Genomic DNA, 1,647 nt, shown 5'->3' on the forward strand with positions numbered 1-1,647 from the left:
AATCCAGCGCTGGTGGCCAAGGCGAAGCTGGCGAAGTCGATCAGCCGATCAAGCCGCGCAGCCCGCTGGCGCGCTGCGTGCGGCGCAGAATCGCGTCGAACAGCACGGCCTGCGTGGGCGAGACGAGGGTAAAGAAGTCGCGCGCGCGCGTGATGCCCGTGTAGACCAGTTCGCGCGCCAGCATGGCGCCGCCTTCCTGCGGCAGCACCAGCACAGTATGGCGGAATTCCGAACCCTGCGATTTATGCACCGTCATGGCGAACGCCGTTTCCACATGGCGCAAACGCGTGGCCAGCACGCTGCGCACGTTCTCGCCTTCCAAAAAATATACGCGCAATGACCCTGGCCGCGCCGGGTCGCGCAGGGTCAGGCCGATGTCGCCGTTGAACACGCCCGTGCCGTAGTCGTTGCGCGTGACCATCACGGGACGGCCCACATACCATTCGCTGCGGCGTATCAGCCCTTCCTTTTCCAGCCGCAGCTCGATGGCCGTGTTCAGGCCCGCCACGCCCCACTCGCCTTCGCGCACGGCGCACAGGATGCGGAACGCTTCAAAGGCGTGCAGCACGGCGCGCACCCAGTCGTCATGCTGCGCGTAGCCTTCCTCACCGGCGTTCAGCAGCGCCAGATAGGGCTGATAACCGCCCGGCGCATCCGCACGTCCGCGCAAGGCGAGGCGCAGCACCTCGTCCTGCTGCGCCGGCACGCTCCACGCCAGCTGGCCGCCGCTGTCGCCAGCGAAGCAGGCCTTGGCCAGATCGGGCCTGCCGCCGTTCACGGCTAGCGCCAGTTCGCCAATCGGGCCGCTGAAACGGTGGCTGTGGCGCAGCATTACCGTCTGCTGCGCCAGCGCGCCCGCCACTCCCGCGAAGGCGGGCGGAATGGCGACGCCGCTGGCCGCCTGCGCATACGCGATGGTGGCAGGCGTGTAAGCGCCCGCCTGGGCGTCGTGGCACAAGTCGCCCAGCACGGCGCCCGCTTCCACCGACGCCAATTGGTCCTTGTCGCCCAGCAGGATCAAGATGGCCGTCGGTGGCAAGGCGTCGAGCACCGAGGCCATCATCTCCAGGTGCACCATCGACGCTTCATCGACGATCAGCACATCGACGTCGAGCGGATTGCCCGCGTGGTGGGCAAAGGCGCGCGTATCGGGCCGCGCGCCCAGCAAGCTATGCAGGGTGCGCGCCGCGCCCATGCGCCGCGCCAGTTCCAGCAGGGGCAGCGCCTCGCCCGCCTTCGCCGCCAGCCCTTCGAGCGCCTTGTCGATCGACTGTTTCAGCCGCGCTGCCGCCTTGCCCGTCGGTGCGGCCAGCGCGATGCGCAACTGCTCCGGCTGCGGCGAGACGGCAAACAGCAAGGTCAACAGGCTCGCCACCGTGTAGGTTTTTCCTGTCCCCGGCCCGCCCGTGATGATGGCCACCTTGCTGCGCAGGGCGATGGCACACGCCACCTTTTGCCAGTCCGGGCCACCATCCTTGGTCGGCTGGTCGAACAGGATGTCCAGCCATTGCCGCACCTGCGCCAGCGGAGGGCTGCTCAAATCCTGGGCACGGACGGCGATTTTCTCGCCCACCAGGCTTTCGTCGCGCCAGTAGCGGCGCAGGTACAGGCGCTCGCCATCGAGCACCAGCGGCTGGCACACATCGG

The 1,647-nt window shown here is 68.2% G+C and carries 1 protein-coding gene; it reads right to left on the reverse strand.

The window, feature by feature from the left end; translation table 11 throughout:
• Positions 1-40 precede the first annotated feature (40 nt).
• Positions 41-1,647 (reverse strand): exodeoxyribonuclease V subunit alpha (gene recD / locus K0F85_RS17575; protein ID WP_257572846.1); only part of this gene is annotated, 1,607 nt, incomplete at its 5' end.

It is taken from the genome of Janthinobacterium sp. UMAB-56, from assembly GCF_900095265.1.
Lineage (GTDB): Bacteria > Pseudomonadota > Gammaproteobacteria > Burkholderiales > Burkholderiaceae_D > Janthinobacterium.